This is a genomic window from Streptomyces sp. NPDC002643 (genome assembly GCF_053592555.1).
In genome coordinates, this window is sequence record NZ_JBSFVY010000001.1 from 331,551 (window position 1) to 357,264 (window position 25,714).

Sequence of the window (25,714 nt, forward strand, 5' to 3'; positions counted from 1 at the left end):
CGGCGCGCTTCCCGGATGCCCCGCCGGAGCGGCGCTCTCAGGACGGGACGTCCGCTGCGTCGGCGCGCTTCCCCGATGGCCCGTCCGAGCCGCGTTCTCAGGGCGGCTCACGCCCGGCTTCCGTGCGGTTCCCCGGGGCGTCGACGTCCCCGGCGGGTGATGGCGGGCGGCGTGCGACTGCCGCGCGGGCCTCGAACGCCGATGCTCCCGAGTCCTCCCTTCCGCCCCGCCCCGCCGAGCCGCCCCGGGTGTCGGCGCCTCGTGGGGGAGTGCCGTTCACGGACGGGACCTCCCGGCCCGGCGGTTCGCCGGCCGGCAGCGCCTCGTCCCGCTCGGCCGGGCAGCCCTCCGAACCGGGGTCCCGCTCCGCCGCACCGGCCGCCGGCAGTGCCGTACCGCCCCGGACATCGCCGCCGCGCAGCCCGCTCCCCGAAGAGGCCCGGCCCGAGACCGTCACCCCACGCCCCCGTTCCGTCGAGTCCGACCGGGCCGGCGGGTGGCAACCGGCGTCGGCGCCCTCGCGGCGTTCGGCCGAGGCGATCGACGCGGCGCTCGGCTCGGCCGCGGGGCGGCCTTTCGTGACCTTGGCGCAGCCCGACACCTCGGCCTGGGCCGGGGCCGAACCGTACGACGGACGGCGCAGGATGTGGCCGTCGGGGAACCGCGCTGCCGCCGTCGCCGCCTGCGTCGTACTCGGCGTCGGGCTCATCGGCGGCGCGGCGGCGGGGAGTTGGCTCACCGGGGACTCCGGGGCCGACAGCGACCGCACCGGCTTCGCGGCGGCCGGGGAGTTGTGGCACAGCGTGCCCGTGGACGAGTTGTTCCCGCCCACCGTGCAGGGCGAGGGCGCCGGACCCGGCGGCACCGACCGTACGTGGACCCGTATCGCCGTCGCCCCCGACAGCGGCTGCGCCGACGCCTTCGACCCGCTGCTCCGCCGGGCCCTCGACCCCGCCGGGTGCCTACGACTGCTGCGCGCGACCTACACCGACGCCACCCGCAGCAATGTCACCACCGTCGGCCTGATGTTCACCAGGGCCGACGCGGCGACGATGACGGCCCTCAAGACCCGCTTCGAGAAGGACGGCCTCGACCGGCGCACCGATCTCATGCCCCGCCCCTACGCCGCCGAGAACACCGTCGCGGCCGGCTTCGGCGACGACCAGCGCGCCTCGTGGACGATCTCCGTGCTCACGGACGTCCCCGTCGTCGTCTACGCGGTGTCCGGCTTCGCCGACGGCCGCACCATCACCGAACCGCAGCCCGCCGAGGACGCGATGAAGACCGGCGCCACCACGGCCCCCGCCCAGTCCGGCCTGGGCCATGAGGCCAAGGGCCTCGCCGACCGCATCGAACGAGGCCTCCGCAAAACCGCCGCGTCGACCACGGAGCGGACGTCATGACCGCCGGGAAGGACGCGGGGGCCGAGCCGTCGAAGAGCCGGGGGCGCCTGGACCAGCGGGGGCAGCGGGCTCGGCAGTGCCGCCCGAGTCGGCTGGTCGAGTTGGATGAGCAGGACCGCTCGGACGGGCTGGACGGGCGGGTCCGGTTCGACCGGAGGGAGCGGCGGAGCGCGGTGGAGCAGGCGGATCGCATGGGTGGGATGGACCGGGGGAACGGTACGGAGGCGGCGGAGCAGCAGGCTCGTCGGCAGCCCGGTCGCTCTGCCCTGAGCGCCTCGGCCACGGCCTCAAACGCCACACACGTGCCGCGCACCCGGGCCGCCGCCCCAAGCCCCGCGCACATGCCCCCCACCCCGCCCACACCCCCTGCCTCCCCCGCCCCCCGCCCGCGACGGCGCCCCCTCCGTGTCGCCCTCCTGTCCCTCCCCCTGGCCGCATCCCTCGCCCTGTTCCCCTCCACCGCCGCGTACGCCGATGGGATTCGGGATCAGCAGTGGGCGCTGGATGCCATGCATGCGCGGGAGGCGTGGCGGACCACCAAGGGGGCCGGGATCACCGTCGCCGTGCTCGACACCGGTGTCGATGACGAGCACCCGGACCTGGTCGGGAACGTGCTGCCGACCAAGGACATGATCGGGTTCGGGGCGTCACGAGGTGACCGGACCTGGGCCCGGCACGGCACCGCCATGGCGGGCATCATCGCCGGTCACGGCCACGGCGTGAACAACGGCGACGGTGTCATGGGCATCGCCCCGGAGGCCAAGATCCTCCCCGTCCGCGTCATCCTCGAAGACGGCGACTCCGCCCGCTCCAAGGCCCGCAGCACCCGCGGCAACGCCCTCGCCGAAGGCATCCGCTGGGCCGCCGACCAGGGCGCCGACGTCATCAACCTCTCCCTCGGCGACGACTCCGAGTCCGCCCACCCCGAGCCCTCCGAGGACGCCGCCGTCCAGTACGCCCTGAAGAAGGGCTCCATCGTCGTCGCCTCGGCCGGCAACGGCGGCAAGAAGGGCGACCACATCTCGTACCCCGCCGCCTACCCGGGCGTGATCGCGGTCACCGCCGTCGACGAACACGGCGTCCGCGCCGACTTCTCCACCCGCCGCTGGTACGCCAGCGTCAGCGCCCCCGGCTTCGACGTCGTCATCGCCGACCCCGACCTCAAGTACTACGAGGGCTGGGGCACCAGCGCCGCCGCCGCGTTCGTCTCCGGCGCCGCCGCCCTCATCAAGGCGGCCCACCCCGGACTCACCCCCGCCCAGGTCAAACGCCTCCTGGAGGAAACCGCCCGCGACGCCCCGACCGGCGGCCGCGACGACGCCTACGGCTTCGGCTTCGTCGACCCCGCCGCCGCCATCGAGGAGGGCGGCAGACTCCGGCCGGACGACCTCACGTCGGCGTCGTACGGCCGCGAGTACTTCGGCTCCGGCCCCGACCCGGTGGCCGAGGAGGACAGCGGCACCGGTTGGGCCGCCCCCGCCGCCGGCGGCCTCGGCGCCGCCCTCCTCATCACCGCGGTGGTCCTCCGGCTCGGCCGCCACCGCCCGGAGGACTTCACCGAACCGGACGACGAGTTCGCCGTCTGACCACCACCTGCCGGTACGGCCACGACATCGCCCACGACATCGCCCTCGTCGTCGCCTACGAGGTCACCCTCGTCGTCGCCTTGGCGGCGGACGTGGCGGCCACCGAAGCCGTCCCGTCAGCCGTCCCCTCCTCGTCCGCGCTCACGTCCCCGAACACCGACACGGCCGCCCGGGCCGCCGCCTCCACCAGCGAAACACCCTTCGCCTTCGTCGTGTTGCCGTCCGACACGACCGCGACCAGATACTCCCGGCCGCCCACCGTCACCCGGCCGATGCTGTTGATGTCCCACAGACCGGTGGCCGTACGCGGCAGCCAGCCGTTCTTCAGGGCGAAGGAACCGCTGTCGCCGCCCTGCGTCGCCGCCGCCGAGACCCCCCAGTCCTGGCCCTCGGCGATCGAACCCATCAACTCCCGCACGTACGCCCGTGAGGCCGTGCTCAGCTCGGAGGTCTCGTCGTCCCCGAACACCTGCTGGAGCAGGGCGAGTTGATCGGCGGCGGTGGTCTGGGTGAGCCCCCAGTACAGGCCGTCGCCGCCCTCCGTGTCGGTGAGACCGAGCCGCTCGTTCGCGGCGTCCAGGCCCGACGCCTGACCGATGGCCTTCCACAGGGCGGTCGCGGAGGCGTTGTCGCTCTCCCGGATCATCGCGGAGGCGTACGTCCGCTCCTGGGCCGTCAACCGCCGCCCCTCGTCCTGGGCTTGGAGCAGCAGCGCCGCAAGGATGTCGGCCTTCACGATGCTCGCCGTGTCGAACCGCCCGTCCCCGTACACCGCCGAGTCCCCGGAGGCCGTGTCCAGCACGGCCACCGACACCTCGGCCCCGTCCTCCACCGGCACCTGGGCCATGGCCGCCGCGAGCAACGCGTCGTAGTTCACCTCGGGCGCCGCCGCTGGTTCCACCGAAGCCTCCTCAACGGCCCCGTCCGCACCCGGCGACACGGACGCCGAGGCCGAGGGCGATATCGACGATGACGCCGACGACGATACGGCGGCCCTCCCGCTGTCCTGGGCCCGGGCGGTCACATACACCGTCCCGGCGGCCGTACCGCTGACGACGAGGGCGGCCAGCGCGGCGAGATAGAGCGGACGGCGCTTGGCCGTACGGGCACGGCGACGGGCTCTGTGAGGAGACATGCCGCGATGGTTCTGCGCCGGGCTGTGCGGTGGGTTAGCCGTGTGTTAGAGGCTCGTCAGGGGAGCCTGAGAAAACCGTGAGTGAGATGACCGTCACGTTTCCGAGTCCGACGAACCTCCGGAAAACCGGCCTGCGACCGCCCATGGCACGGCCGGGCAACCGCCCGGAAACGTGGCACGGCCCCCGCCCCCAAGCCCGGCCCGCGAACGCCCCCGGCGGTCACCCCCGATAGGGTCGACAACCGTGGCGAACAAGAACATCCCCGACCCTGGCTTCTCCGACGACGACGGCTCCGCCGACCCCGGGCTGGCCGCCGCGCTCGCCGCTTGGGCCGAGGACCGCACCGCCGTGGGGCCTGTCCTTGAGGCACTCGACGGCACCCGACTGCTCGTCCCCGTCGTCGCCGTACTCGGCGAGGTCGAGGAGGACGAGAAGGGGCTGCGCCGCGAGAAGACCAGCGACATGGCCGTCCCCACACTGAAGGCCGGCCACCGCACCGCCCTGCCCGCCTTCACCTCCACCGAGTCGCTGGCCCGCTGGGACCCGGCCGCCCGCCCCGTCGCCGTACCCCTGCACCAGGCCCTCCAGGCCGCCGCGCACGAGAAGGCCGACACGATCGTGCTGGACCTCGCGGGGCCGGTGCCGTTCGAGCTGACGGGCCCGGCCCTGCGCGCCCTCGCCGAGGGCCGCACCACCACCGACCCGCTCGCCGACCCGGCCGTCGTCGAGGCGGTACGGTCCGCCGTCGCCGCCGAGCCCGCCGTCCTCCGCGCCCACCTCGGCCCCGGCCGGGCCGACGGCACCCTCGCCCTGGTTCTGGAGCCGTCCGCCACCCCGGCCGAGACAGCCCAGGCCGTGGCCCGCCGCCTCGCCACCGACGAGACACTGAGGGCCCGCCTGGTACGCGGCCTCGACCTGGCACTCCTGCCGGCCGGGGCGACACCACCGGGCGAGCCCTTGTACGTACGTCCCTGAGAACGGCGTGGGTGTGCCCTAGCCGTAGACGGGACCGGTGTACTTCTCGCCCGGCCCCTGCCCCGGCTCGTCCGGCACCAAGGACGCCTCGCGGAACGCCAGCTGCAGTGACTTCAGGCCGTCGCGGAGCGGGGCCGCGTGGAAGGAGCTGATCTCCGTCGTGGAGGCGTCGAGGAGACCGGCGAGAGCGGTGACCAGCTTGCGGGCCTCGTCGAGGTCCTTGTAATTGGCGCTCTCCCCGTCATGAGGCGCGAGACCGAGCTTCACGGCGGCGGCGCTCATCAGATTGACGGCGACCGTCACGATCACCTCGACCGCGGGAACCTCCGCGATGTCGCGGGCCATGGCGTCGAAATCGGGGGTCTCGGGACCGGGAACCTCGGGAGGGGTGTCACTCATGCCCACACGATAGGCCCCGCCGCCTCTTCCCCGATCCACGGGAGTCCATGCAAGGCCACGCGCCCGAATTGGCACCGGTCGTGTCAACCCGCTATCGTTGTGAAACGACCGGTCGGACACCTGCGTGTCCGACCCGCAAGTGGAGGCTCCGAACTCCCACCTGACCGCCCCCGGGGCGGCAGGTCACCCCGGTCAGACGGCCCCCACCGTTCCGTACGGACGGTGGAGTCGTCCGAAACCGCGCCCCGCGGCACACCCGCGGCGGTGCTCCGGCAGTATTGGAGCCCCGCCTGTGTCCCGTCCGGGGCATTTTTCTTGCCTCCCGATGGTTGGTCCTTAATGTCAGCCAGACATAACGCGGCGGTCCGCCAGACCGTCGTGGGGTGCTACCGAGGAGGATCCATCAGCGCCGAGCCCCGCATCAACGACCGGATTCGCGTTCCCGAGGTGCGACTTGTCGGTCCCAGCGGCGAGCAGGTCGGGATTGTTCCGCTTGCCAAGGCCCTGGAGCTTGCGCAGGAGTACGACCTCGACCTGGTCGAGGTGGCCGCGAACGCACGTCCGCCGGTCTGCAAGCTCATGGACTACGGGAAGTTCAAGTACGAGTCGGCCATGAAGGCCCGTGAGGCGCGCAAGAACCAGGCGCACACGGTCATCAAGGAGATGAAGCTCCGGCCGAAGATCGACCCGCACGACTACGACACCAAGAAGGGTCACGTCGTCCGGTTCCTCAAGCAGGGCGACAAGGTCAAGATCACGATCATGTTCCGTGGTCGCGAGCAGTCCCGGCCCGAGCTGGGCTACCGACTGCTGCAGCGTCTCGCGGAGGACGTCCAGGAGCTCGGGTTCGTCGAGTCGAACCCCAAGCAGGACGGCCGAAACATGATCATGGTTCTCGGTCCGCACAAGAAGAAGACCGAGGCGATGGCCGAGGCCCGTCAGGCTCAGGAAGCGCGGAAGGCGGAAGCGAAGGCCAACCCTGGCAAGTCGCAGAACGCCGCCGACGCCGAGCACGTCGAGGTCGAGGCGCCGGCCGAGGAGCCTGCCGAGGCGTAAGTCTCCGGGACGAGAGTCCGGGGGAAGTCCTGGACGACGAGTCCGGGGTGTCAACCGAAAGAAATGACGTTCCGTCGTGCCCGGTTTAGCGACCGGGCACGGGAGCGCCACTGACGAGGAGAGAACGGCGCTATGCCGAAGAACAAGTCGCACAGCGGTGCCAGCAAGCGCTTCAAGGTCACCGGCTCCGGCAAGGTGCTCCGTGAGCGCGCCGGCAAGCGCCACCTGCTTGAGCACAAGTCGTCCCGCGTGACGCGTCGCCTCACCGGCAACGCCGAGATGGCCCCGGGCGACGCCGCGAAGATCAAGAAGCTTCTCGGCAAGTGACGTCGGCGGCGCCCTCTGTGAGCGCCGTACGTCAGGACCGGGACCCAATCGATTCCGGGTCGTGTGAAGACCACCACGGCCCCGCTACAAGGAGTTAAAAAGTGGCACGCGTCAAGCGGGCAGTCAACGCCCACAAGAAGCGCCGGGCGATCCTGGAGCAGGCCTCCGGCTACCGCGGTCAGCGTTCGCGTCTGTACCGCAAGGCCAAGGAGCAGGTCACCCACTCGCTGGTCTACAACTACAACGACCGCAAGAAGCGCAAGGGTGACTTCCGTCAGCTGTGGATTCAGCGCATCAACGCCGCTGCCCGCGCCAACGGCATCACGTACAACCGCTTCATCCAGGGTCTGAAGGCCGCGAACATCGAGGTCGACCGCAAGATCCTCGCCGAGCTGGCCGTCAACGACGCGAACGCGTTCGCCGCGCTCGTCGAGGTCGCCCAGAAGGCCCTGCCGTCGGACGTGAACGCGCCGAAGGCAGCGTGACGCTGCGCCGGCTTGAGCCGGATGTGATGTGACCCGGACCCGCAGGTGCTTGCCGCCTGCGGGTCCGGGCGTTTGGGGCGGTTGTTCGGCTGCGGGTGGGTGGGGGTTGCTCGCGCAGTTCCCCGCGCCCCCGAAAAGCGGGGGCTGCGCCCCACGCTTTTCGGCCCCCGGGGCCCGTGTCTTTTAGGGGCGCGGGGAACTGCGCGACCAGCCCCAACCGAGCCGCAGACACCAAACCGGCCCCCACGCCCCCTTCCCACGCCCCGAAGGTGACCACCCATGCCCGCCACCAGCCCCGACCTCATCTCCCCCCGCTCTCCCCGAGTCTCCGCCGCCCGCCGACTGGCCAAGCGGAACTTCCGGAGCAAGGAGCGCCTGTTCCTCGCGGAGGGCCCGCAGGCCGTGCGGGAGGCGGCGGCCCACGGCCGGAACACCCTCGTCGAGTTGTTCACCACGATCGACGCCGCGGAGCGGTACGCCGACATCATCGGCGAGGCCCGCGCCACCGGAACCCGCGTCCACCTCGCCGCCGAGCAGGTCATCGCCGACATCTCCACCACCGTGACCCCACAGGGCCTCGTCGGCATCTGCCGGTTCGTCGACACACCGTTCGAGGACGTCCTCGCGTCCCGGCCCAAGCTGGTCGCCGTACTCGCCCACGTCCGCGACCCCGGCAACGCCGGCACCGTACTGCGCTGCGCGGACGCCGCAGGGGCGGAGGCGGTCGTCCTCACCGACGCCTCCGTCGACCTCTACAACCCCAAGGCCGTGCGGGCCTCCGTCGGTTCGCTGTTCCATCTGCCGGTCGCCGTCGGGGTGCCCGTCGAGGAGGCCGTCGGGAGGCTCAAGGACACCGGCGTACGCGTCCTCGCCGCCGACGGGGCCGGCGAGGACGACCTCGACGACGAACTCGACAAGGGGACCATGGGCGGGCCCACGGCCTGGGTGTTCGGCAACGAGGCATGGGGGCTGCCCGAGGAGACCAGGGCGCTCGCCGACGCCGTCGTACGGGTGCCCATCCACGGAAAGGCCGAGAGCCTGAACCTCGCGACCGCCGCCGCCGTATGTCTCTACGCGTCCGCCCGTGCACAGCGCGCCTTCGGAGGGTGCCGCACCGTCACTCCCAGCTAGTAGGGTGACGGGCTCGGGGGCCCACTGCACAACGCGAGAGGTGGGGTACGGGGATGAGGGTCGGCACGAGCAGCACACTGGGAGCACACGAGGCGTGCCCCGCACCCAGGACCCCGTACGGTGAACCCGTCGAACTCGGCCTCGACCCCGACGACCTCCCCGACGGACTGGTCGTCGCCGACGAGAACGGCCGCGTGATCTGCTTCAACGCCGCCGCCGCCCGGATCACCGCCACCTCCCCCGCCGCCGCCCTCGGCCACCCCCTCGAACGGGCCCTGCCATTAGAAGACCTCGAAGGACGCCGCTGGTGGCAGCTGACCGACCCCTACGGGGGCCTCGCCATCAGGGTCGGCCAGCCCGAGCGGAACCTGCTCCTGCCGGGGGCGCGCGAAGTCCTCGTATCGGCACGCTACGTCCGCACCGAACCCACCGGCCCCGTCCGCCGGGTCGTCGTCTGCCTCCGCGACACCGAGGCCCGGCGCCGCACCGAGCGCAGCCACGCCGAGCTGATCGCCACGGTCGCCCATGAACTGCGCTCCCCGCTCACCTCCGTCAAGGGCTTCACCGCCACCCTGCTGGCCAAGTGGGAGCGCTTCACCGACGACCAGAAGAAACTGATGCTGGAGACCGTCGACGCGGACGCGAACCGGGTCACCCGGCTCATCGCCGAACTGCTCGACATCTCGCGGATCGACTCGGGGCGGCTGGAGGTCAGGCGGCAGCCCGTCGACATGGGTGCGGCCGTCGGACGGCACATCCAGGCGTACGTCGCCGCCGGGCAGCCCGCCGACCGGTTCCTGCTCCGCATCGAACAGCCGCTGCCCGGCCTGTGGGCCGACCCCGACAAGATCGACCAGGTGCTCAGCAACCTCCTCGAAAATGCGGTGCGGCACGGCGAGGGAACCGTCACGATTGACGTCACGCCCACGGCGTCTCCCCGAGAAGGGGAGGACATCGGTACGTCGGTCACCGTGAGCGACGAGGGCGCCGGCATCCCGGAGGAGTCCATGAACCGCGTCTTCACCCGCTTCTGGCGGGGCAGCAAGCGCGGCGGTACCGGCCTCGGGCTGTATATCGTCAAGGGCATCGTCGAAGCCCACGGCGGCACCATCACGGTCGGACGCGCCTCCGGCGGCGGCGCCGAGTTCCGATTTACGTTGCCCGTGGGGGCACCGGCCTACCTGGCCCAGTAGCCCACGGGCGCGTTCGCAGCACCTCCACCCCGTTAGACTCGGCCTTTGGCACCTTTGCGTCCCCGTTTCAGGGACGACACGTCCCCCGAGTCGGGACGGGGACCATCCGCCAGCCAACCGGAAGCACGGGAAGAGATGTCGGCACCCAATAAGTCGTACGACCCTGTCGAGGTCGAGGCGTTGAAACCGGAAGAGATCGAGCGCATGCGGGACGAGGCGCTCGCCGCCTTCGCCGCCGCGGACTCCCTCGACGCGCTCCAGGAGGCCAAGGTCGCCCACACCGGGGGCACCTCCCCGCTGGCGCTCGCCAACCGCGAGATCGGCGCCCTGCCTCCGCACGCCAAGGCCGCCGCCGGAAAGCTCGTCGGCCAGGCCCGCGGCGCCGTGAACAAGGCGCTCGCCGGCCGCCAGGCCGAGTTGGAGGCCGAGCGCGACGCGCGCGTGCTGGTCGAGGAGGCGGTGGACGTCACACTGCCCTACGACCGCGTACCGTCCGGCGCCCGCCACCCGCTGACCACGATGATGGAGCGCGTCGCCGACGTCTTCGTCTCCATGGGCTACGAGATCGCCGAGGGCCCCGAGGTCGAGGCCGAGTGGTTCAACTTCGACGCCCTGAACTTCGGCCCGGACCACCCGGCCCGCCAGATGCAGGACACCTTCTTCGTCCAGGGCCCGAAGGGCGCTGAAGGGGACGAGTCCGGTGTCGTGCTGCGCACGCACACCTCCCCGGTGCAGGCCCGCTCGCTGCTCACGCGCGAGCTGCCGGTCTACGTCGTCTGCCCCGGCCGGGTCTTCCGCACCGACGAGCTGGACGCCACGCACACCCCGGTCTTCCACCAGATCGAGCTGATCGCCGTGGACGAGGGCCTGACCATGGCCGACCTCAAGGGGACCATGGACCACATGGTCCAGTCGCTGTTCGGCGAGGACATGAAGACCCGGCTCCGGCCGAACTTCTTCCCCTTCACCGAGCCGTCCGCCGAGATGGACATGCTCTGCTACGTCTGCAAGGGCGAGTCCGTCGGCAACCCCGACCGCCCCTGCCGCACCTGCTCGTCCGAGGGCTGGATCGAGCTGGGCGGCTGCGGCATGGTCAACCCCCGGGTGCTGACCGCCTGTGGCGTCGACCCCGAGAAGTACAGCGGATTCGCCTTCGGGTTCGGCATCGAGCGGATGCTGATGTTCCGCCACAACGTCGAAGACATGCGAGACATGGTCGAGGGTGACGTCCGGTTCACCCGGCCGTTCGGGATGGAGATCTGATGCGGGTCCCGCTTTCTTGGCTGCGGGAGTACGTCGACCTGCCGGCGACAGAGACCGGCCGTGACGTCCAGGCCAAGCTCATTTCGGCCGGTCTGGAGGTCGAGACCGTCGAGCAGCTCGGCGACGGCCTCAAGGGCCCCCTCGTCGTCGGCCAGGTGCTGACCATCGAGGAGCTGGAGGGCTTCAAGAAGCCCATCCGCTTCTGCACGGTCGACGTCGGCACGGCCAACGGCACCGGCGAGCCCCAGGAGATCGTCTGCGGCGCCCGCAACTTCGCCGTCGGCGACAAGGTCGTCGTGGTCCTCCCGGGCGCCGAGCTGCCCGGCGGCTTCGCGATCTCCGCCCGCAAGACCTACGGCCGCAACTCCCACGGCATGATCTGCTCCAGCGACGAGCTGGGCATGGGTGACGACGGCACCAAGGGCATCATCGTGCTCCCGCCGGAGTACGAGGTCGGCACCGACGCCATCGAGCTGCTCCAGCTGGTCGACGAGGTCCTCGACATCGCCGTCACCCCCGACCGCGGCTACTGCCTCTCGCTGCGCGGCATCGCCCGCGAGACGGCCACCGCCTACGGGCTGCCGCTGCGCGACCCGGCCCTCCTCGACGTACCCGGCCCCAACGCCTTCGGCCACCCCGTCGAGGTCTCCGACCCGCTCGGCTGCGACCGCTTCACCGCGCGTACGGTCACCGGCCTGGACCCCGACGCCAAGTCCCCGATCTGGCTCAAGCGCCGTCTGCAGAAGGCGGGCATGCGCCCGATCTCCCTCGCGGTCGACATCACCAACTACGTGATGCTGGAGCTGGGCCAGCCCCTGCACGCCTACGACCGCTCCCGCGTCCAGGGCGGCATCGGCGTCCGTCGCGCCGAGGCGGGCGAGAAGCTCACCACCCTCGACGGCGCCGTGCGCACGCTGCACACCGAGGACCTGGTCATCACCGACGAGTACGGGCCCATCGGGCTCGCCGGTGTCATGGGCGGCGCCAACACCGAGGTCGACGAGACCGACGGCACCACCACCGAGGTCGTCATCGAGGCCGCGCACTTCGACCCGATCGCCATCGCGCGCACGGCCCGCCGCCACAAGCTGTCCTCCGAGGCGTCCAAGCGCTTCGAGCGCGGCGTGGACCCGCTGGCCGGTGCCGCGGCCGCCCAGCGCACGGTCGACCTGCTGGTCCTCCTCGCCGGCGGCACCGCCGACGCGGGCGTCACCGAGGTCATCGCCCCGTCCGCCCCGCACACCATCAGCATCCCGGCGGACCACCCCGACAAGGTCGCGGGCGTCGCGTACGGCCGCGAGACCGTCGTACGCCGCCTCCAGGAGGTCGGCTGCGACGTCTACGGCCAGGACGAGCTGATCGTCACCGTCCCGTCGTGGCGGCCCGACCTCACCGACCCTAACGATCTGGCGGAGGAGGTCATCCGTCTTGAGGGCTATGAGAACCTGCCCTCCACGCTCCCGAAGCCCCCGGCGGGTCTCGGCCTCACCGACCGGCAGCGGCTGCACCGCCGTGTCGGGCTCGCGCTGGCCGGTGCCGGTTACGTCGAGGCGCTGAACTACCCGTTCATCGGCGAGCCCGTCTTCGACCAGCTCGGCCTCGACGCCGACGACAGGCACCGCAAGGTCGTCAAGCTCGTCAACCCGCTCTCCGACGAGGAGCCCGCCCTCCGTACGACGCTGCTGCCGGGCCTGCTCGGTGCCCTGCGGCGCAACGACGGCCGGGGCAGCCATGACCTGGCGCTCTTCGAGACCGGGCTCGTCTTCCATCCGAAGGACGAGCGACGCGTCGCGGGCCGTCTGCCCGTCGACCGTCGCCCGACCGACGAGGAGCTGGCGTCCCTCACGGCCGCGCTCCCCGACCAGCCCCGGCACGCCGCCGTCGTCCTCGCGGGCGCCCGTGAGCAGGCCGGCTGGTGGGGCAAGGGCCGTCCGGCCGACTGGGCCGACGCGATCGAGGCGGCACGGCTGCTCGCCGGCGAGGCCGGGGCCGAACTGACCGTCCGCAAGGGCCAGTACGGGCCGTGGCACCCGGGCCGCTGCGCCGAGCTGGCGGTCGTCGTGGACGGCGCGGAGAAGGTCATCGGGTACGCCGGTGAGCTGCATCCCGGTGTCCTCAAGACGCTGGGGCTGCCCGCGCGCACCTGTGCGATGGAGCTGAATCTGGATGTCCTCCAGGCGGCGAGCGCCGGGGTGCCCAAGGGGCCGAAGATCTCCACGTTCCCGGTGGCGACCCAGGATGTCGCCCTGGTCGTCGACGCGTTCGTCCCGCACACCGATGTGGAGGCCGCGCTGCGCGAGGGCGCCGGGGAACTGCTGGAGAGCATCCGGCTGTTCGACGTGTACGAGAGCGCCGAGCAGTTGGGTGAGGGGCGGAAGTCGCTGGCTTATGCGCTCCGCTTCAGGGCCGGGGATCGGACGCTGACCGTGGATGAGGCGTCGGCCGCCCGGGACGCGGCGGTTGCCCTCGCGGGCGAGCGGACTGGGGCTGTGCTGCGGAGCTAGGGCGCCCAAGGGGTGGGGAGCTGCGGGTTTTTGGCGGCTGCGGGTGCGTCCGTGGCTGGTCGCGCAGTTCCCCGCGCCCCTATGGGGGCAAGCCCCCATGCCCCCATATCCACCCCGCGCCCCATCGCTATATCTCACTCATTTGGGTGACAACTTCCGGTGATCCGGCTCGTTCGGGGCATGTGGTCGACAGAATCGGACCGGCCTCTCGGGGCCGTACACGCTGTCAGGGCCTGATGGGGGGCCAACGGCATGATTCGAAGCAAGGCCGGTGCCCGTCTCGTTCGTCGGGTGCGACACATCTGGCCGGTCGCACGGACGTCACGGAGCCGGTCCGCTCGGCCGCCGGTCACGCGTATCGACGGTCTGGCCGCAGCCGCCGTACGGCTCTCCGCCGAGCGCGGGGCCGGCGGGGGCGGCGATCTGTACGACGTGATCGCCACCAGCCACGGCGTACGCGTCGTGATGGGCGACGTACGCGGTCACGGGCTCGCCGCCACCGGCACCGTCGCCGCCGTACTAGGCGGTTTCCGTGAGGCCGTCCACCACGAAGCCGACCTGGCCGGACTCCTCTCCCGCCTCGACCGCGCCCTCGCCCGCCATGTGCGCGACGGCGCCCGTGCCGAGGACACCGAGGACTTCGTGACCGTGGTCCTGCTGGAGATCGCCCCCGACGGCGCCGTCCACGCCCTCAACTGCGGCCATCCATGGCCGTACTTGCTGAGTGCGGGCCGGGCGGAGCTGGTCGCCCACACCGATCCGATGCCCCCGCTGGGCATGTTCCCCCTCCCGGCCGAGCTGCCGCCCACCCCGTGCGGCCAGCTCTTCCCCGGAGAGGCCCTGTTCCTCCACACGGACGGGGTCGAGGACGCGAGAGACGCGAACGGCGCGTTCTTCGGCCTGCCGAAGGCGCTGGCGGAGGCCGTCCAAGGCCGCCCGATCTCCCCCCAGTCCATCCTCCGCGCAGTCTTCACCCAACTCCTGAGGCACACAGGAGGAAGGCCAAAGGACGACATCGCGATACTGGTACTCCACAACGAACGGCGACTAGCCTTGAGGGGCGCGAGGCAGCATCCACTTGCGGCTCCGCCGCAGGGCGCGACCAGCCACAAACAACCCGCGGTCGACAATCCACCGGTAGCCCCCACCCCGTAGTCGCACCCCGCATGCCGCCGGAGGCGCTATGCAGCCCAACACCCTGCTGGACGCGATCCTCGACGAGGCCGGTATCTCCCACGCGGGTCTTGCCGCCCATGTGAACCAGGCGGGCCGGACGAGAGGGCTGTCGCTGAGGTACGAACACACCGCCGTGGCACGGTGGTTGAAGGGGCAGCGGCCCAGAGGGCAGGTGCCCGACCTGATCTGCGAGGTGCTCGCCGGGCGGCTGCACCGGACCGTCACCCTCGACGACATCGGGCTCGGTGTGCCGGGGGAGCCCACCACCCTGCACGGGGCGGGGCTCTCGGGGTTCGTGGAGCGGGCCACCGCGCTGTGGCGGTCCGACGAGCAGCAGCGGGCGCATGTGCTGGGGGCCCCGGCCGTCACCGGGACACCGGCGGTCATGCCCGTGTGGGAGTGGGAGAACCCGCCCGAGGACGTGGACGTCTCACGCGGTGGGCGGCATCAGGTCAGCATGGCCGACATCGCGATGCTGCGGGCCGCGCGGACGCATTACGAGCAGATGTACCGGAAAGCGGGCGGGATAGCGACCCGGACGCGGATCGTGGGCTTCCTGAACGCCGAGGCCGCGCCGCTGCTGCGTGGTAGCTACACCGACGCCACGGGGCGTCAACTCCACCGGGCCACCGGCGGGTTGGTGGCCATCGCCGGGATCTGCGCCTACGACTCCGATGCCCATGGGCTCGCCCAGCGGTACTTCCACCAGGCGCTGCGGCTGGCCAAGGCGAGCGGGGACCGGGGGCTCGGGGCGTATGTGATCGCGCTGCTGGTCAACCAGGTGCTGTTCATGAAGGAGTACCGGCAGGCCGTGGCCTTCGCCGAGGCCGCGCTGCGGGCCGCCGGACGGGACATCACCCCGGCGCTCGCCTCCGACCTCTACGCCATGCAGGCCAAGGCGTACGCGCACCTCGGCGACGGCACCAGCGCGCTGTCCTGCATCCAGCGGGCCGAGCAGGCCGCCGAGCGCATCCGGCGCGGCTACGAACCCGACGAGACCGGCTATGTCCAACCCGGCCTGGTCAATGTCCAGGTGGCGGAGGCGCTGCTCAGCCTCGGCGATCTGACGGGCGCGGCGGAGCACGCGGAGGCGGCCGTGGACACCCCGGCGCACGACCGGGGGCGGGTGCACCGGCTCGCCATGCTCAGCCAGATCGAACTGCGGCAGGGCAACGCGGACAAGGCGGTGGCGACCGCCGTCGAAATGACCGAACGGGCCCGTGGCATGGAGTCCATGCGGCTGCGTGACAGACTCCGGGCGGTTCGCGAACACCTCGTGCGCAGCGACTGCGCGGGGACCGCCGAAGCCGCCGAACTCATCGACGGAGCACTGCGCATCCCGCTGTGACACCGACGGGGCCTGCGCGGATGGCTCCGGCACCACGCGTCCGGGACGGCCGTGCCCCCACTGTGCGCCTGCTGTCAGCACGTTCCTGCTGCGATATTGCCATCTACTCGGCGGAAGGTGGCAGAACCGTGCAGTGGACAAAGCAGAACGAACAAACTGTGTATGCGAACCGCTGGTTCAGCGTCAATCTCGCGGATGTCGCATTGCCCGACGGCCGGCACCTCGACCACTTCCTGATACGGCTGCGCCCCGTGGCCGTGGCCACGGTCGTCAACGAGGCCAACGAGGTGCTGCTGCTCTGGCGGCACCGCTTCATCACCGACAGCTGGGGCTGGGAACTCGCGGCGGGTGTCGTCGAGGACGGTGAATCCGTCGCCGACGCGGCCGCCCGTGAACTGGAGGAGGAGACCGGATGGCGGCCGGGACCCCTGCACCGTCTGATGAGCGTCGAGCCCTCCAACGGGCTCACCGACGCCGTGCACCACATCTACTGGTCCGACGAGGCCGCGTACGTCGGTCACCCCGTGGACGACTTCGAGTCCGACCGCAGGGAATGGGTTCCCCTCAAGCTCGTGCCCGACATGGTCGCCCGCGGTGAGGTCCCGGCCTCCAACATGGCGGCCGCGCTGCTCCTGCTGCACCATCTGAGGCTCGGGCAGGACGCCAAGCCCTGATCCGTTCTCCCCCGCGCGTCCCGTCCGACCCGTTCAGCGGCCCACCACCTGCCAGACCGACACGACCAGGGCACCGATGGCCGTGAGGGCCGCGACGGCGGGCAGCGGCCAGCGGGAGTGCTCCAGATTGACGACACGGTTGCTCAGGTCGTCGAGTTCCTTGGCGGTCTGCTCGGCACGGTGGCTCAACAGGGTCAGCCCTCCTTCGACGCGTGCGTGCGCCACATCGAGGCGACGGCGTAACTCTGCGAGTTCGCCGTGGAGCACGGGATGCTCGGGGTCGAGTGCCACGAGCCCGCTCCTTTCTGTAGTCGTCACATCCCTTTCATGTGCAACAGGCAGTCAACTCGGCTGGTCGACGGGAGGGGAGCGTGTGCGACGGGCATATGCGTGTCCGTCGCGCACACGGTGTGTGAATGCCACGGGCCCGGCGCCGAAGACGGCGCCGGGCCCGTGGCCGGCCCAGAACTCACTGAACGTAATCAGGGGTACGAATAGAAGCCCGCGCCCGTCTTGCGGCCCAGCCGGCCCGCGTCGACCATGCGCTGGAGCAGCGGGGGAGCGGCGTACAGGGGCTCCTTGTACTCCTCGTACATCGAGTTGGCGATGGAGACGACCGTGTCCAGACCGATCAGGTCGGACAGCTTCAGCGGGCCCATCGGGTGGGCGCAGCCCAGCTCCATGCCGTTGTCGATGTCCTCGCGCCCGGCGATGCCCGACTCGAACATCCGGATGGCGGAGAGCAGATACGGCACCAGCAGGGCGTTGACCACGAAGCCCGAGCGGTCCTGGGCGCGGACGGGGTGCTTGCCGAGGGTCTTCTCGGCGAACAGCTGCGCCCGGCTGAGGGTGCCCTCGGAGGTGGTGAGCGCCGGGATCAGCTCGATGAGCTTCTGCACCGGGGCCGGGTTGAAGAAGTGGATGCCGATCACATGGTCGGGCCGCGAGGTGGCGACGGCGAGCTTGACCAGCGGGATCGAGGAGGTGTTGGAGGCGAGGATGGCGTCCGGGCGGGTCACCACCTGGTCGAGTACCTGGAAGATCTCGGTCTTCACCTGCTCGTTCTCCACGACCGCCTCGATGACGAGGTCACGGTCGGCGAACTCTCCGAGGTCGGTGGTGAAGCTCAGCCGCGCCTGGGTGGCCTCCCGCTCCTCCTCGGTGATCTTGCCGCGCTGGGCCGCCTTGGACAGGGAGCCGAACAGCCGGGTCCGGCCGAACTCCAGGGCCTCGCCGGTGGTCTCGGCGACCTTCACGTCCAGACCGGCGCGGGCGCACACCTCGGCGATGCCCGCTCCCATCTGGCCGCAGCCCACGACTCCGACTCGCGAGATGTCTCCCGCCGGGAAGTCCGTCACATCGTTCCCTTCGCTGGTCCACGTGCCTGGCAGATACCCCTGGTGGGGGCCTGCGCCAAACCTGCACGTTACCCGCGACCGTTACCGATCAGTATCCGGGGTGGCGCATGGAAGGCTGGAGCGCGGCAGTCCGTATGACCAAGCGGGCTGCGGCAAGGCAAGCGCCAGGCGGAGGTAATGACCATGCATCGCAAGCCACGGATGTCCCGACGGGCGTTCTGGGCGACGGCGGCGGTGACACTCGTGGCGGCGGGCGGGGTGGCGGCGGGGACCGCCATCGCCGGCGGGGAGCCGAGCCGCCGCCGAAGGCACGCGAGCCGGGAACTGCGCGGTATGTGGCTGGCAACGGTCGTCAACCGGGACTGGCCCTCCAAGCCGGGCCTCACCGCCGACGAACAGCGCGCCGAACTCCTCGCCCATCTCGACACCGCCGTGGAGCGCCGCCTCAACACGGTGATCTTCCAGGTACGCCCCACCGCCGACGCCCTGTGGCCCTCCCCCTACGAGCCCTGGTCGCAAGTCCTCACCGGAACCCAGGGCCAGGACCCCGGCTGGGACCCGCTGGGCACGGCGGTCGAGGAGGCCCACGCGCGCGGTCTGGAGCTGCACGCCTGGTTCAACCCGTACCGGATCGCCAACCACACCGACCCGAGCCGACTGATCGAGAGCCACCCCGCGCGCAAGAACCCGGACTGGGCCGTCCCCTACGGCGGCAAGCTCTACTACAACCCGGGTATCCCCGCCGTCCGCGCCTTCGTGCAGCAGGCGATGCTCGACGCGGTCCGCAAGTACCCGGTCGACGCCGTGCACTTCGACGACTACTTCTACCCGTACCCGGTCGCCGGGCAGGTGTTCGACGACGACGCGGCGTACGACGAGTTCGGCGGGGACTTCGCCAACCGGGCCGACTGGCGGCGCGACAACATCGACAAGCTGGTGAGCGAGACCGCCGCCGGGATCAAGAGCGTCCGCCCCGGCACCGAGTTCGGCATCAGCCCCTTCGGGGTGTGGCGCAACATCGCCACCGACGAGCGGGGCTCCGACACCAGGGCGGGCGTCCAGACGTACGACGACCTGTACGCGGACACCAGGAAATGGGTCCAGGAGAACTGGATCGACTACATCGTGCCCCAGCTGTACTGGAACATCGGCTTCGCCGCCGCCGACTACGCCAAGCTGCTGCCCTGGTGGGCCGAGACCGCGCGCGGCAGCGGCACCAAGCTCTACCTCGGCGAGGCGCTCTACAAGGCCGGTGACCCGGCGCAGCCCGCGGCCTGGCAGGACCCGGCCGAGCTGTCCAAGCACCTCACGCTGGCCCGCGATTACGCCGAGGCGCGCGGGCATGTGTTCTTCTCGGCGAAGGAGGTCGGCGTCGACAGGATCGGCGCCATGGCGCAGGTGGTCGCCGACCACTATCAGCAGCCGGCGCAACCACCGCGCTGACCCTCGGCCGAGGATCTACTCTCGCGTCTCCTTGTGCCGGATCTCGGTGTCGGGGCCGGGGGAGCAGACGCCCACATGCCCGTCCTCGAAGCGGACGCGGTACGGGGGGTTGCCCTCCTGGCCCATGACTTCGACGATCTCGCCGACCTTGTCGTGTTGCCCGACCACCCTGCCGTGCTGGACAAGCTGGTCGCCCACGGTTGCACGCATCTTCGGGGCCTCCTCGGGGTGCGGGAGCAGCGGTCCGTGGCCTTGAGTCTACGGCGCGGGAGCCCCGTGGGAACCGGTGCGGAAGCCCGGTTCCGGCGGGTGCGGCGGCGCCGCTCAGCCCCGCGCCCGCTGGGTGACGGCGATGCACACCAGCACCGCCGCGGCCGTCAGCGGGGCGGCCACCGTCAGGTGCTCGCCGAGCAGCAGCACCGACCACACCAGTGTGAGCAGGGGTTGTGCCAGCTGCAACTGGCTGGCCTTCGGTATCCCGATCGCCGCCATGCCCCGGTACCAGACCACAAGCCCCAGGAACTGCGACCCGGCCGCCACCCACAACAGCCCCGCCACACTGTGCCCGGTCAGCTGGACCGGCTCGTACGACAGGGCCAGGAACGCCCCCGCGAGGCCGAACGGCAGACAGAGCACCAGCGCCCAGCCGATCACCTGCCAGCCCGGCATCACCCGGGCGAGCCTCCCGCCCTCGGTGTATCCGGCCGCGCACACCACGAGGGCGCCGAAGAGGTAGAGGTCGGCCGTGCTCAGGGCGCCACCGCTCTGGCCGACGGTGAACGCGAGCACGGCGGCGGCTCCGGCGCAGGCGGCCACCCAGAACGTACGCGAGGGGCGGGCGCCCATCCGCAGCGCCGAGAACAGGGCCGTCGTCAGCGGCAGCAGTCCGACCACGACGGCGGCGTGCGCGGTGGTCGAGGTCCGCAACGCGAGCGTCGACAGCAACGGGAAGCCCACGACGACCCCGCCGCCCACCACCGCGAGCCCGGCCCAGTGCTCACGCCCCGGCAGCGGCACCCTCAGCGCCATCAGACAGCCACCGGCGATCAACGCGGCGAGCACGGTCCGCACGGTGACGAGCGACCAGGGCCCGAACCCCTCCAGCCCCCAGGCGGTGGCCGGGAAGGTCAGCGAGAAGGCGATCACCCCGAGAGCGGCCTGAAAAGTGCCACCGGTACGGGCCCGGAGGATTCCGCGGGTGCGGGCGGGGGCGTGGCGGCGATGGGGTTCGCCGACCGCGCGCTTGCCGTCGACCGCTACTGAATTCTTGCTGATAGCGCTACTGTCTACTCTCATGCAAGAGCGTAGCAGCGCGGATGAACTGGTGGAACAGCTGAGGCGGGAGCTTGACCGCTACTCGCCAGGTGGAAAGCTGCCGTCGAGTCGGGCGCTCGTCGAGCGGTATCGCGTGAGTCCGGTGACCGTGTCGCGGGCGCTCGCCCAACTGGTCGCCGAGGGGCTGGTGGTGACCCGGCCGGGCGCCGGGGCGTTCCGGGCCGTGCCGAGGGAGACCGGGGCGGCGGCGGTGGGGGACACGTCCTGGCAGGAGGTGGCGTTGAGCGCCGACGCCACCACCGAGCTGGTGCCCCGCACGGTCGACGCGTCCGGCGTCCTGGCGACGCTCGCCTTCCCGCCACCCGGAGTGATCGAGTTCAACAGCGGCTATCTGCACCCCTCCCTGCAACCGGAACAGGCGATGGGCGCGGCCCTCTCCCGGGCCGGACGACGGCCGGGCGCCTGGGCCCGGCCACCGGTGGACGGGCTGCCCGAGCTGCGCGAGTGGTTCGCGCGCAGCATCGGCGGGACGGTCACCGCCGCCGAGGTGATCGTCGCCACGGGCGGCCAGTCCGCGCTGACCACCGCCCTGCGCGCCCTCGCCCCGCCCGGCGCCCCTCTCCTGGTCGAGTCGCCCACCTACCCCGGCATGCTGGCCATCGCCCGAGCGGCCGGCCTGCGCCCCGTACCCGTGCCGGTCGACGCGGACGGCGTACGACCGGCCCTGCTCGCCGACGCGTTCAAGGCATCCGGCGCCCGGCTCTTCGTCTGCCAGCCGCTGTTCCAGAACCCCACGGGCGCCGCCCTGTCGGCCGACCGCCGGGGCGAGGTGCTGCGGATCGCCCGCGAGGCCGGGGCCTTCGTCATCGAGGACGACTTCGTACGGCGGCTCGTGCACGAGGACGCGGGGCCGCTGCCGCCGCCGCTGGTCGCCGACGACCCGGACGGAGTCGTCGTACACGTCTCCTCGCTGACCAAGGCGACCTCGCCCAGCTTCCGCGTCGGCGCGCTCGCGGCCCGGGGGCCGGTACTGGAACGGCTGCGCGCCATCCAGGTCGTCGACACCTTCTTCGTCCCCCGGCCCCTCCAGGAGGCCGCGCTCGAACTCGTCGGATCGCCCGCCTGGCCCCGCCATCTCCGGGCGGTGTCACGGGAGTTGAGGAACCGCCGGGACACCATGACCTCCGCACTGCGGCTGCGCCTCCCCGAACTCGCTCTGCCGCACATCCCCTCCGGCGGCTACCACCTCTGGGTCCGCCTCCCCGACGGCACCGAGGAGGCCGCCCTTGTCGCCGCCGCCCTGCGCGCGGGCGTCGCCGTCACCCCGGGCCGCCCGTACTTCAGCGCCGAACCCCCGGCCGCGCACCTGCGGTTGAGCTTCGCCGGGGTGGCCGGGGCGGGGGAGATCACGGAGGGGGTACGGAGGCTGCGGGAGGCCGTCGGCGGCTGAGTTCCGGGCGGTCGCGAGGGGTTTCGGAGTACCTCGGGTAACTCCTGAGTAACGCCTCTTGACCGGCCAGTAACGCCTCTTGACCCGCCCAGCCGCGCGGCCCACCATCGCCGCATGCATCTTCGGGTCACGTTCGTCGCAGCCGCCCGTTGCTCGTCGCTGCTCGCGGAGCGGTTCGAGGACGACAGGCCGCTCGACCAGGCCGGTTGGGAGGAGGTGCAGCGGGCCGCGCATGCGCTGGTGCCGTTGTCGGCGGCCGAGTTGCGCTACTGCGCGCCGACGCCCCGCAGCCGGGCCACCGGTGACGCCCTCGGCTACGCACCGCTGGTCCAGCCCGCGCTGCGGGACTGCGACATGGGCCGCTGGCGTGGCTTCACCCTCGGCGAGGCCATGGCCCGGGAGCCCTCCGCCGTGGACGCCTGGCTCGCCGACCCGGACTCCACTCCGCACGGCGGTGAGTCGCTGATGGGGTTCATCACCCGGATAGGCGGCTGGCTCGACACCCGCCCGACCGACGGCGGCGGCCGCATCGTCGCCGTCGCCGAACCGTCCGTCCTCCGAGCCGCCCTCGTCCACACCCTCAAGGCCCCACCGTCGACGTACTGGCACATGGACATCCGGCCCCTGTCGACGGTCACGGTGGCGGGGCGGCCGGGGCGTTGGAACCTCCGGTTGGGCAGCGCCCCGTAAGGGGCGCGGGGCGGGACATCGTGCGGCTCCGCCGCGATGGGGGTCCCCCCGCGCGAGCGAAGCCGAGCGTGGGGGAGCGACCAGCCACGACGGAGCCGCAGCGAACCAACGTCCTGACTCGGCAGCAACAGGCGAAACTTTTCGTCAAAGTGGCCTCGCGCACCCCATTGACGCCCCTCTGTGCCCTCCCTATCTTGCCGTTCGACGTACTGATCATCGTCTGAGATTTCGAACGCAATCGTTGTTGCCACTCTGAGCCGCGGAGCACCCATGTCACGCACCCGCTGGAGATACGGCGTCGCCGCCACCGCCTTCCTGATGGCGGCCGGCCTCATCCCCACCACCGCCCATGCCGAGGACGTCACCGACTACTCGATCACCGTCGACCCGGCCGCCGCGGGTGCGAAGATCGACGACACGATGTACGGCGTCTTCTTCGAGGACATCAACCGGGCCGCGGACGGCGGTCTGTACGCGGAACTCGTGCAGAATCGATCCTTCGAGTACTCCACGGACGACAACCGGTCGTACACCCCCCTGACCTCGTGGACGGTCGCCGGCACGGCGGAGGTCATGAACGACTCCGGCCGCCTCAACGAACGCAACCGCAACTACCTCTCCCTGACCGCCGGTTCGAGCGTGACGAACGCCGGTTACAACACCGGCATCCGCGTCGAGGAGGGCAAGCGGTACGACTTCTCGGTATGGGCGCGCGCCGAAGGCGGTACGACGCTGACCGTCACCCTGAAGGACGCGGCGGGCACCCTGGCCACCGCCCGCCAGGTGGCCGCCGACGGCGGCTGGGCCAAGTACAAGGTCACGTTCACGGCGAACCGCACCAGCAACCGCGGCCGTCTCGCCGTCGCGTCCACGAACGCGGCGGCCCTGGACATGGTGTCGCTGTTCCCGCGCGAGACCTACAAGAACCAGCCCAATGGTCTGCGCAAGGACCTCGCGGAGAAGATCGCCGCCCTGAAGCCGGGCTTCGTCCGCTTCCCCGGCGGCTGCCTCGTCAACACCGGCTCCATGGAGGACTACAGCGAGGCCTCCAACTGGCAGCGCAAGCGGAGCTACCAGTGGAAGGACACCATCGGCCCGGTCGAGGAGCGCGCCACCAACGCCAACTTCTGGGGCTACAACCAGAGTTACGGCATCGGCTACTACGAGTACTTCCGCTTCTCCGAGGACATCGGCGCCATGCCGCTGCCCGTCGTCCCGGCCCTGGTGACCGGCTGCGGCCAGAACAAGGCCGTCACCGACGAGGCGCTGCTCAAGCGGCACATCCAGGACACCCTCGACCTCATCGAGTTCGCAGGCGGCCCGGCGACCTCCGAGTGGGGCAAGGTCCGCGCCCAGATGGGCCACCCCAAGCCGTTCCACCTCACCCACCTCGAAGTCGGCAACGAGGAGAACCTCCCGGGCGAGTTCTTCGCCCGCTTCCAGCAGTTCCGCACCGCCATCGAGGCGAAGTACCCGGACATCACGGTCATCTCCAACTCCGGCCCGGACGACTCCGGCACGACCTTCGACACCGCCTGGAAGCTCAACCGCGAGGCGAACGTCGACATGGTCGACGAGCACTACTACAACAGCCCCAACTGGTTCCTCCAGAACAACGACCGCTACGACTCCTACGACAGGAACGGTCCGAAGGTCTTCCTCGGCGAGTACGCCTCCCAGGGCAACGCCTGGAAGAACGGCCTCTCCGAAGCCGCGTTCATGACCGGTCTGGAGCGCAACGCGGACGTCGTCAAGCTCGCCTCGTACGCCCCGCTGCTCGCCAACGAGGACTACGTCCAGTGGCGGCCCGACCTGGTCTGGTTCAACAACCGCGCCTCCTGGAACTCGACCAACTACGAGGTCCAGAAGCTGTTCATGAACAACGTCGGCGACCGTGTCGTCCCGTCGAAGGCCACCCTCACCCCCGACGTCAGCGGCCCGATCACCGGTGCCGTCGGTCTGTCGACCTGGGCCACCAGCGCCGCGTACGACGACGTCAAGGTCACGGCGGCGGACGGCTCGACGCTGCTCAGCGACGACTTCTCCGGTGACGCCGCGAAGTGGACGCACACGGGCGGCGGCAGCTGGAGCGTCACGGACGGCCAGTACGTCCAGACGGACGAGGCCGCCGAGAACACCATGGTCCAGGCCGGCGACCCGTCCTGGCACGACTACGACCTGCATGTGAAGGCCACCAAGAAGTCCGGCAAGGAGGGCTTCCTCGTCGCCTTCGGCGTCAAGGACACCGGCAACTACTACTGGTGGAACCTGGGCGGCTGGAACAACACCCAGGGCGCGGTCGAGCAGGCCGTGGACGGCGGCAAGGGCACGCTGATGACCAAGGCCGGGTCCATCGAGACGGGCCGCGCCTACGACATCGACATCAAGGTGCGGGGCCGCCAGGTCACCCTGTACCTGGACGGCGAGGAGTGGGGCAGCTTCACCGACGACAAGCCGGCCGAGCCGTTCCGCCAGGTCGTCACGCGTGACGCCGCGACCGGTGACCTGATCGTCAAGGTCGTCAACGCCCAGTCGGCGGAGGCCCGTACGGCCATCGACCTCGGCGGCGCCAAGGTCGCCTCCAAGGCCAAGGTCACCACCCTGGCCGCCGACCAGGACGCGGTGAACACCGAGACCGATGCGCCGGTGACCCCGGTGACGTCGACGTTCTCGGGGGTCGCCGACGAGTTCACGTACACGTTCCCGGCGAACTCGGTGACGTTCCTGCGGATCAAGAAGAGGTGAGGTCGGGGGCGGGCCCCGGGTCGTGGGTGACTCGGGGCCGCCCCTGGCGCAGGGGCCGGGCCATGGCCTGTGCGGCGGGGGCCGGCCCCCTTTCGAA

The 25,714-nt window shown here is 71.2% G+C and carries 24 protein-coding genes; 17 read left to right on the top strand and 7 right to left on the bottom strand.

The features are described from left to right. Nucleotides 1-97: 97 nt before the first annotated feature. Nucleotides 98-457, bottom strand: a complete 360-nt coding sequence (locus ACWD4G_RS01430; protein WP_451290033.1) for a hypothetical protein — start codon at nt 455-457, stop codon at nt 98-100. Between the two features lie 121 nt (nt 458-578). Between ACWD4G_RS01430 and ACWD4G_RS01435 the strand changes: the two genes are divergently transcribed. Both ACWD4G_RS01435 and mycP read left to right on the top strand, forming a co-directional pair. Continuing rightward, nucleotides 579-1,403: a hypothetical protein gene (locus ACWD4G_RS01435; protein WP_451290034.1), complete on the top strand. Its 825-nt coding sequence runs from the start codon at nt 579-581 to the stop codon at nt 1,401-1,403. 341 nt (nt 1,404-1,744) lie between these two features. Further along, nucleotides 1,745-2,989, top strand: a complete 1,245-nt coding sequence (gene mycP, locus ACWD4G_RS01440; protein ID WP_451290276.1) for a type VII secretion-associated serine protease mycosin — start codon at nt 1,745-1,747, stop codon at nt 2,987-2,989. Nucleotides 2,990-3,044: 55 nt separating this feature from the next. Here the strand turns inward: mycP and ACWD4G_RS01445 are convergent, their stop codons facing one another. Continuing rightward, nucleotides 3,045-4,124, bottom strand: coding sequence for a serine hydrolase (locus ACWD4G_RS01445; protein ID WP_451290036.1), 1,080 nt, complete (start codon nt 4,122-4,124; stop codon nt 3,045-3,047). A 244-nt stretch (nt 4,125-4,368) separates the two neighbouring features. On the opposite strand from ACWD4G_RS01445, the gene ACWD4G_RS01450 reads away from it, so the two are divergent. Continuing rightward, nucleotides 4,369-5,100 (top strand): SseB family protein, encoded by a 732-nt coding sequence (locus ACWD4G_RS01450; protein WP_451290037.1) that lies wholly within the window; start codon nt 4,369-4,371, stop codon nt 5,098-5,100. A gap of 18 nt (nt 5,101-5,118) precedes the next feature. On the opposite strand, the gene ACWD4G_RS01455 is transcribed toward ACWD4G_RS01450, so the two are convergent. Beyond that, nucleotides 5,119-5,499, bottom strand: coding sequence for a DUF1844 domain-containing protein (locus tag ACWD4G_RS01455; RefSeq protein WP_451290039.1), 381 nt, complete (start codon nt 5,497-5,499; stop codon nt 5,119-5,121). 378 nt (nt 5,500-5,877) lie between these two features. Between ACWD4G_RS01455 and infC the strand changes: the two genes are divergently transcribed. The 10 genes from infC to ACWD4G_RS01505 all read left to right on the top strand — a co-directional run bounded on the left by infC (nt 5,878) and on the right by ACWD4G_RS01505 (nt 16,656). After that, nucleotides 5,878-6,555, top strand: a complete 678-nt coding sequence (gene infC / locus ACWD4G_RS01460) for a translation initiation factor IF-3 (protein ID WP_451290277.1) — start codon at nt 5,878-5,880, stop codon at nt 6,553-6,555. Between the two features lie 132 nt (nt 6,556-6,687). Next, nucleotides 6,688-6,882, top strand: coding sequence for a 50S ribosomal protein L35 (gene rpmI / locus ACWD4G_RS01465; RefSeq protein WP_004933563.1), 195 nt, complete (start codon nt 6,688-6,690; stop codon nt 6,880-6,882). Between the two features lie 101 nt (nt 6,883-6,983). Beyond that, complete coding sequence (gene rplT / locus ACWD4G_RS01470) at nt 6,984-7,367, top strand: 50S ribosomal protein L20 (RefSeq protein WP_016642495.1); 384 nt, start codon at nt 6,984-6,986, stop codon at nt 7,365-7,367. Between the two features lie 279 nt (nt 7,368-7,646). After that, nucleotides 7,647-8,498 (top strand): TrmH family RNA methyltransferase, encoded by an 852-nt coding sequence (locus tag ACWD4G_RS01475; protein WP_451290040.1) that lies wholly within the window; start codon nt 7,647-7,649, stop codon nt 8,496-8,498. A gap of 53 nt (nt 8,499-8,551) precedes the next feature. Further along, nucleotides 8,552-9,691 (top strand): ATP-binding protein, encoded by a 1,140-nt coding sequence (locus ACWD4G_RS01480; RefSeq protein WP_451290041.1) that lies wholly within the window; start codon nt 8,552-8,554, stop codon nt 9,689-9,691. 135 nt (nt 9,692-9,826) lie between these two features. Next, on the top strand, nt 9,827-10,954 hold the full coding sequence (pheS, locus tag ACWD4G_RS01485) for a phenylalanine--tRNA ligase subunit alpha (RefSeq protein WP_451290042.1): 1,128 nt from the start codon (nt 9,827-9,829) through the stop codon (nt 10,952-10,954). Beyond that, entirely contained in the window at nt 10,954-13,458 is a 2,505-nt protein-coding gene (gene pheT, locus ACWD4G_RS01490) for a phenylalanine--tRNA ligase subunit beta (RefSeq protein WP_451290044.1), read from the top strand. Before pheS ends, pheT begins: the two co-directional genes overlap by 1 nt. Before the next feature lie 291 nt (nt 13,459-13,749). Next, nucleotides 13,750-14,613, top strand: a complete 864-nt coding sequence (locus ACWD4G_RS01495; protein ID WP_451290046.1) for a PP2C family protein-serine/threonine phosphatase — start codon at nt 13,750-13,752, stop codon at nt 14,611-14,613. 28 nt (nt 14,614-14,641) lie between these two features. Then, nucleotides 14,642-15,982 (top strand): transcriptional regulator, encoded by a 1,341-nt coding sequence (locus ACWD4G_RS01500; protein WP_451290048.1) that lies wholly within the window; start codon nt 14,642-14,644, stop codon nt 15,980-15,982. Between the two features lie 128 nt (nt 15,983-16,110). Then, nucleotides 16,111-16,656: an NUDIX hydrolase gene (locus ACWD4G_RS01505; RefSeq protein ID WP_451290049.1), complete on the top strand. Its 546-nt coding sequence runs from the start codon at nt 16,111-16,113 to the stop codon at nt 16,654-16,656. Nucleotides 16,657-16,689: 33 nt separating this feature from the next. Here ACWD4G_RS01505 and ACWD4G_RS01510 read toward each other — a convergent pair whose 3' ends face one another. Together ACWD4G_RS01510 and ACWD4G_RS01515 are read right to left on the bottom strand one after the other, a co-directional pair. Further along, a complete protein-coding gene (locus ACWD4G_RS01510) occupies nt 16,690-16,947 on the bottom strand; it encodes a hypothetical protein (RefSeq protein ID WP_451290050.1) in 258 nt (85 codons plus the stop codon). Nucleotides 16,948-17,138: 191 nt separating this feature from the next. Continuing rightward, a complete protein-coding gene (locus ACWD4G_RS01515; RefSeq protein WP_451290051.1) occupies nt 17,139-18,014 on the bottom strand; it encodes a 3-hydroxybutyryl-CoA dehydrogenase in 876 nt (291 codons plus the stop codon). 183 nt (nt 18,015-18,197) lie between these two features. Between ACWD4G_RS01515 and ACWD4G_RS01520 the strand changes: the two genes are divergently transcribed. Continuing rightward, a complete protein-coding gene (locus tag ACWD4G_RS01520; RefSeq protein ID WP_451290052.1) occupies nt 18,198-19,457 on the top strand; it encodes a glycoside hydrolase family 10 protein in 1,260 nt (419 codons plus the stop codon). A gap of 15 nt (nt 19,458-19,472) precedes the next feature. Here the strand turns inward: ACWD4G_RS01520 and ACWD4G_RS01525 are convergent, their stop codons facing one another. Both ACWD4G_RS01525 and ACWD4G_RS01530 read right to left on the bottom strand, forming a co-directional pair. After that, nucleotides 19,473-19,667: a DUF1918 domain-containing protein gene (locus ACWD4G_RS01525; protein ID WP_451290054.1), complete on the bottom strand. Its 195-nt coding sequence runs from the start codon at nt 19,665-19,667 to the stop codon at nt 19,473-19,475. Between the two features lie 114 nt (nt 19,668-19,781). Then, nucleotides 19,782-20,753, bottom strand: a complete 972-nt coding sequence (locus ACWD4G_RS01530; RefSeq protein ID WP_451290055.1) for a DMT family transporter — start codon at nt 20,751-20,753, stop codon at nt 19,782-19,784. Here ACWD4G_RS01530 and ACWD4G_RS01535 point away from each other — a divergent pair. The 3 genes from ACWD4G_RS01535 to ACWD4G_RS01545 all read left to right on the top strand — a co-directional run bounded on the left by ACWD4G_RS01535 (nt 20,752) and on the right by ACWD4G_RS01545 (nt 25,617). Further along, nucleotides 20,752-22,182: an aminotransferase-like domain-containing protein gene (locus tag ACWD4G_RS01535; protein WP_451290056.1), complete on the top strand. Its 1,431-nt coding sequence runs from the start codon at nt 20,752-20,754 to the stop codon at nt 22,180-22,182. The two genes, ACWD4G_RS01530 and ACWD4G_RS01535, sit on opposite strands and share 2 nt — an antisense overlap. Before the next feature lie 114 nt (nt 22,183-22,296). Then, the gene (locus ACWD4G_RS01540; RefSeq protein WP_451290057.1) at nt 22,297-22,872 is read left to right on the top strand and encodes a histidine phosphatase family protein; all 576 of its coding nucleotides are present in this window, start codon (nt 22,297-22,299) and stop codon (nt 22,870-22,872) included. Between the two features lie 270 nt (nt 22,873-23,142). Further along, nucleotides 23,143-25,617 (top strand): alpha-L-arabinofuranosidase C-terminal domain-containing protein, encoded by a 2,475-nt coding sequence (locus ACWD4G_RS01545; RefSeq protein ID WP_451290058.1) that lies wholly within the window; start codon nt 23,143-23,145, stop codon nt 25,615-25,617. The last annotated feature ends 97 nt before the right edge of the window (nt 25,618-25,714 follow it).

What these genes read in the sequence shown, in the direction of transcription:
- mycP (WP_451290276.1), top strand. Translation starts at nt 1,745, where the DNA reads ATGCCCCCCACCCCGCCCACACCCCCTGCCTCCCCCGCCCCCCGCCCG.
- ACWD4G_RS01445 (WP_451290036.1), bottom strand. Translation starts at nt 4,124, where the DNA reads ATGTCTCCTCACAGAGCCCGTCGCCGTGCCCGTACGGCCAAGCGCCGT.
- ACWD4G_RS01455 (WP_451290039.1), bottom strand. Translation starts at nt 5,499, where the DNA reads ATGAGTGACACCCCTCCCGAGGTTCCCGGTCCCGAGACCCCCGATTTC.
- rpmI (WP_004933563.1), top strand. Translation starts at nt 6,688, where the DNA reads ATGCCGAAGAACAAGTCGCACAGCGGTGCCAGCAAGCGCTTCAAGGTC.
- ACWD4G_RS01475 (WP_451290040.1), top strand. Translation starts at nt 7,647, where the DNA reads ATGCCCGCCACCAGCCCCGACCTCATCTCCCCCCGCTCTCCCCGAGTC.
- ACWD4G_RS01480 (WP_451290041.1), top strand. Translation starts at nt 8,552, where the DNA reads ATGAGGGTCGGCACGAGCAGCACACTGGGAGCACACGAGGCGTGCCCC.
- pheS (WP_451290042.1), top strand. Translation starts at nt 9,827, where the DNA reads ATGTCGGCACCCAATAAGTCGTACGACCCTGTCGAGGTCGAGGCGTTG.
- pheT (WP_451290044.1), top strand. Translation starts at nt 10,954, where the DNA reads ATGCGGGTCCCGCTTTCTTGGCTGCGGGAGTACGTCGACCTGCCGGCG.
- ACWD4G_RS01500 (WP_451290048.1), top strand. Translation starts at nt 14,642, where the DNA reads ATGCAGCCCAACACCCTGCTGGACGCGATCCTCGACGAGGCCGGTATC.
- ACWD4G_RS01520 (WP_451290052.1), top strand. Translation starts at nt 18,198, where the DNA reads ATGCATCGCAAGCCACGGATGTCCCGACGGGCGTTCTGGGCGACGGCG.
- ACWD4G_RS01525 (WP_451290054.1), bottom strand. Translation starts at nt 19,667, where the DNA reads ATGCGTGCAACCGTGGGCGACCAGCTTGTCCAGCACGGCAGGGTGGTC.
- ACWD4G_RS01535 (WP_451290056.1), top strand. Translation starts at nt 20,752, where the DNA reads ATGCAAGAGCGTAGCAGCGCGGATGAACTGGTGGAACAGCTGAGGCGG.
- ACWD4G_RS01530 (WP_451290055.1), bottom strand. Translation starts at nt 20,753, where the DNA reads ATGAGAGTAGACAGTAGCGCTATCAGCAAGAATTCAGTAGCGGTCGAC.
- ACWD4G_RS01540 (WP_451290057.1), top strand. Translation starts at nt 22,297, where the DNA reads ATGCATCTTCGGGTCACGTTCGTCGCAGCCGCCCGTTGCTCGTCGCTG.
- ACWD4G_RS01545 (WP_451290058.1), top strand. Translation starts at nt 23,143, where the DNA reads ATGTCACGCACCCGCTGGAGATACGGCGTCGCCGCCACCGCCTTCCTG.